This window comes from Blautia sp. AM47-4 (assembly GCF_003479865.1).
In the GTDB taxonomy this organism is placed as follows: Bacteria; Bacillota; Clostridia; order Lachnospirales; family Lachnospiraceae; genus Fusicatenibacter; species Fusicatenibacter saccharivorans.
The window spans coordinates 1-4,727 of record NZ_QUHY01000061.1 but is presented as its reverse complement, the minus strand read 5'-3'; the positions used below and the strand labels follow the sequence as shown (position 1 = coordinate 4,727).

At 40.1% G+C, this 4,727-nt stretch carries 6 protein-coding genes and 3 pseudogenes; all 9 read right to left on the bottom strand.

Features of this window, described 5'->3' with window-relative positions:
- Positions 1-40 precede the first annotated feature (40 nt).
- A pseudogene (locus DW965_RS18185) lies at positions 41-539 on the bottom strand (antirestriction protein ArdA).
- Positions 540-556: 17 nt separating this feature from the next.
- The gene (locus DW965_RS18180) at positions 557-1,060 is read right to left on the bottom strand and encodes an antirestriction protein ArdA (protein ID WP_025489601.1); all 504 of its coding nucleotides are present in this window, start codon (positions 1,058-1,060) and stop codon (positions 557-559) included.
- Positions 979-1,275 carry a conjugal transfer protein gene (locus tag DW965_RS18175; RefSeq protein ID WP_074038079.1) on the bottom strand — a complete coding sequence of 99 codons (297 nt, stop codon included), beginning with the start codon at positions 1,273-1,275 and terminating at the stop codon, positions 979-981. The genes DW965_RS18180 and DW965_RS18175 overlap by 82 nt, the downstream gene beginning before the upstream one ends.
- 88 nt (positions 1,276-1,363) lie before the next feature.
- Positions 1,364-1,990 (bottom strand): alpha/beta fold hydrolase, encoded by a 627-nt coding sequence (locus DW965_RS18170; protein ID WP_022620533.1) that lies wholly within the window; start codon positions 1,988-1,990, stop codon positions 1,364-1,366.
- A gap of 70 nt (positions 1,991-2,060) precedes the next feature.
- Positions 2,061-2,282, bottom strand: coding sequence for a hypothetical protein (locus DW965_RS18165; protein ID WP_002323342.1), 222 nt, complete (start codon positions 2,280-2,282; stop codon positions 2,061-2,063).
- Positions 2,283-2,396: pseudogene (locus DW965_RS18995) on the bottom strand (DUF3789 domain-containing protein); the annotation flags it as partial.
- Between the two features lie 33 nt (positions 2,397-2,429).
- Entirely contained in the window at positions 2,430-3,626 is a 1,197-nt protein-coding gene (gene mobT / locus DW965_RS18155; protein ID WP_025489600.1) for a MobT family relaxase, read from the bottom strand.
- 149 nt (positions 3,627-3,775) lie between these two features.
- Complete coding sequence (locus tag DW965_RS18150; RefSeq protein WP_009905022.1) at positions 3,776-4,267, bottom strand: hypothetical protein; 492 nt, start codon at positions 4,265-4,267, stop codon at positions 3,776-3,778.
- A pseudogene (locus DW965_RS18145) lies at positions 4,260-4,727 on the bottom strand (ATP-binding protein); the annotation flags it as partial. The pseudogene DW965_RS18145 and the gene DW965_RS18150, both read right to left, overlap by 8 nt.

The window sequence follows — 4,727 nt, the reverse complement described above, 5'->3', positions numbered from 1 at the left end:
GCTGTCAGTAGCAACAATGCTTGTCGCTGATCTTCCAGCGTTAATATGGTATCTCGCACATACCTCGCTTGTTATAAAGCAACCGCCCATATCCAAATCTCGCCCGTAGGCTTCATAGTCAATGTAGTTCTGTAAGCTGGGTGGAATGTCGCCAAGTGCCTGCAATTCGTCTATGTAGTAGTAGCAACGTCTGTCATGGTTTCACAGTCGGGATAATAATAAATATCGTCCTTGTGTTCCACGACTTCTTCCAGCGTCCCGTAGTGGCTGATAAATTCGTCCAGACACTCTACGATATAGTCGGGAAGTTCCTCTATCATTTCATACATCTCATTGAGTTCTTCAATGGAAACATACTCGCCAATCGCAATGGGGAAGTTGTCGGTATCATGGATTGCGTATTCCTCATACTGTTCATTCAAGCCGATTTTTTCTTTTACATCTTCCTCATCAATGGGAAACGTGAACCAAGCACCGACTAAATATCCCTCATTGTATTTGCCAAGATTAGCAATGTAAACCGCCATATCATCAATCATAACCACCACCTCATTTCCTACTCTGGCAGTTCAAAGATACCGTGTTCTGTTACTAAAAATTTCCCGTGTTCCTGCAAGTGAGAAGCATAGGCTTCAAAGTCAAAGTAATATTCTTGACAGTCCTCGGATAAATGCTTAAATGTCGGGTCGTTCATCAGCTTTTGCCTTGCAACATCTATCATGCTTTTGCAGTCAGGATAAACCGTAATCACGTTCCTGCAAATATAAAGTGCTTCTAAATTGTCATATACGGTCAGAAGTGATACATATTCTTCCTGCATATCACTTGAAAGCTGGCGGTACATAAAATCTAATTCGTTGAGCTGATACACGCTTGTATGTTCGTGAACTTCATCAGCATAAGGCAACACCTTTTCGATAATACAGTAATCCCCACTTTCTGCACCGATACCTAACTTTTCTTCAAACTCGGCAACATCTATCGGCAGGTCGAACCAGTATGATATTGTTTCTTCGTCAGTTGTTCCTCTCGTTTCCACCAGTACCCTTGTTTCCTGCATTGTTCCTCACGTCCTTTCTGTTGGTTCATCACATCTTTTAAGTTCTGGTATGAGATACCAAACACATATTTAGAAAAATCTTCTAACTGTCTTTCTTCATAGTCGGCAGGGTTCAGCCGTTTCATTTCATGCCACACCTTACGCTTGTAAGAGGGCAGGTCGGAAATGTATTCACAGCCGACTTTTGCCTGCATATCCTTAAAAATATCGTTCATTTCATCACTCCAATCTGAAATTTAGGTATGAAAAAAGCAGTCAATCCTAAGACTAACTGCTTTGTGTGTATGGATATGAAATTGTTTATCAGACATATTGTTTGAAAAATACATTTAACTTTTGCCCTAGTAGTGTTGGGTTATCTGTATTTACTTCATGTCCTGCATTTTCAATAATAGCTATTTCTGCGTTTTCTATCTGTTGTTGCAATTCTAAAGAAGCTTTTTTATTTATCTTATCCTTATCGCCACAGACAACAAGTACCGAACATGATATTTTTTTCAGTTCATGTTTAAAATTAAGTTCTGTCATAGATTTGCATAGATTGATAAAATCTGTTTTCTGAAAACCCATTTTTTCAAATGCTGAACAAGGCATAATACGGAATATCAGATTTTGCATTTTTAACAGATACTTTGGCATTTCATATTGTGTGCCTATTAACACTAATGAGTTCATTTTTTCTGGGTGTTCTATCGCATACTGCATAGCAAGAATACCACCTAAAGAAAGTCCACAAATATTTAGCGGTTCTTCAAACTGTTCACAGTATGTTTCCAATGTCCGATACAATGTATCATAACATGGTATTTTTCCAAAAAGCCAATCTGATAAATTAGGGCATAAAACTTCAAAATCATCATTGAATACTTTTACGGTATCACTCCAACTTTCAGAAGATTGTCCCAAACCGTGAAGCATTATATATTTCATTCCATCACTCCTAGATACTGTGTTTCATATCCACATTATAACATTCGCATATCAGCACCACAATAAAATTTTATGCACCGATAATCTTATTGAACAGCTCTAACAATACATCTTTCACACCGCCAGCGTTGAATACCAAACCGACAGCAATCAAGGCAACTACCAAGAAGCCGATAAGTTTTGAAAACTCACGCTTGAACCCTAAGTAGATACCGATAACCACAATCGCCATAAGCACTAAGCTCTGTGCGTTTGATAAAAACCATTGATACAAATTTTGTCCGAAATTCATTTAATTGTCCTCACTTTCTTCTAATTGTTTCATTTCATAGTCAGCTTCTTTGCCGACATTCAAAATACACATCAAGACTACGCCGATACCCATTCCCATAGATACCAGCAGGAAATCTTTTAATAATACCCACATTTTTTATCACTCCTAACTTTCCACCAAATCTTTTGCAGGGGTCGTCTGCTGTTTGATTATCATTTTATGCTTTTCTGTGAGCTTTGCCTGCTGTTCGATTGTTTCCATGTAGTCTGTACCGTTTCCTTTATCAATCTTTTTCAGCATTTTCAAGGTTGGTGCTACCTGCCTTTGTACCCAACGCAATGTGCGGTCTAAGGTGTAAGGCTCTGGCTTTGTCGTCAGCTTCAAGCTCTGTCTGTTATCGCCAATAAACCAAGCCCAGCGGTCATTGAGTTTCCATTCATTTTTTCGCTTGTCGGGTTCTTCATCAACAAACCGTACATACTGGTTGATGATAGAAAAGGCGGTCTGCTCTGCGTCATAATAGGTCAGCAAATCTCGTACTGCATAATAGGCACGTTCATTTCTAAGCCGTATCTCAAAACGGTTGATAATGTCGGCTTCTTCAAGCGGTGTCCCTAACTTGACGTACTGCTCATAGTCCTTTTCATAGATACAAAAATACACATCTGATTTCAGCGAACCAAGATAAAGGGTGCGTCCCATATATTCTCTGTCGTCCTCTCTATGCTTGATAAGCTCGCCCGACTGGTAAAACTTATAACTTCTGGACTTTCCGATATATTCCCGTTTTCTGCATTTTTCCGCAAGCTCTGGAATATCCAAAATGCCCGTATGGTCGTTGATAGCAAGGTCGATACGCTTCATCACGCCACCGTCTACGAGTGCGTCCATGAGAAAGTCATACCAGCTTCTTTGCTGTGCCAGCAGGTAACTTTCAAACTGCCTGCAACCACGCCCCTTTAACTCTAAAAGGACACCTTTTTCTTCGTCAGCCGACGTATAGATAAAGATGTCCCCTAAAGAGTAATGCTCCGTATAACTGTAATGTCCATAATCTTCATGGAGCATATAGTTGATATTCAGTTTTAATATGTCTTTGATGATATGCTGTATATCCAGCGTGGGAAAACGAATTTTCACATAATCAAACAGCATGGTAAGCGGTGCTTCTGGATTGAACCTTGCCAGTTCTTTATGCAGAGTTTCCAAAAGCTCCTTTGACGGCTTCATTTTTCCGCTTTCTATCTTATTGAGATATTCTCTTGTGATACCAGAAGCCACCGCCAGCCTGCCTTGTGAGATACCGTAAGCAATCCGTTTCTCCCGTAATTCTTTTATCCATTGTTCTTCATTCAGAACCATACCCCCAATCTGTAAAGTGTGAAGTTTTTTTAGGCGACTTCACAGCCGATTTTTGCTAGGAAACCATGCCAGAAGCCTTATGTTTCCTATGTTTTTTGTCTATTGTCTATTTGCAAACGTACCCCTCTGTTAGATACCGAGGGGTTTTATCAGCGGACGGGACAAGCCCCGTCCGCCAAGAACGGAACTTGCGGTTGAGAACCGCAAAACCCGTCCTTGTCGTCCGTGTCTGTGTCCTGCTGTGAACCTTGTATGCCCTCATAGATAACCGCAAAATCTATTCTTTCATCTGAAAGTGCTTCTTTCATTTCTTCAGACAGCCCTTTAAGAAATACATTACATTGCAGACAAGCCTTATCTAAAACTCGAAATCGAAAATAGATTATCCTGCTTTCAACGCAATGTCTACTTTCCAACCTCATTCTAAACTTATGAGGAATGTTGATTTTTTCACGAATAACATCATCAATGATTTTATCTATCCTTGAATGAAATCGCAGATTTGGATTGACAGAATAATCTAAAAAACAATCTAACATATATTTCCTGCAATCCGTTGTAAAAATATCTGTATTCAAGCACAAACAGAGGTAGTTTTTCTCTGTGGGTGCGTGATAAACATTTAATGTGTCCTTATTCAATCACATCTTCCTTTCCTTGTTGTTCTGGCATGACTTGTCTTTCTTGTGCAAGCCTGCCGATTGTTTGTAAAAAATCATGTCCTTTGGGGACTAAAGGCGTGTAAAATTCGCTTATCACGCTTGTTCCCATATCACAATAGCCACGCCCCTTGATACGCTTCTGGAAAAACTGCTTTTTCACATCTGAACCGAACAGCATACCGTAACCTAATTCGCTGATACGCCCAAGTCCCACACGGAAATTGAAGTTATCTCTGATACCGTCAGAGAAATACTTTGCGTCTGGACGCTGGCAGGCAACGATAAGGAAATAACCTGCTTGTCGTCCTAACATAACGATTTTCTTTAACTGGCTAAGCAAGCCCACGCTTTCCTTTGTCCCCAGCATTCAAAAAATGCCACATATTCATCAAAGATAAGAAAGCAGGGTGCAGTCCCAGATAGGCGTAGTTTTCGCCCG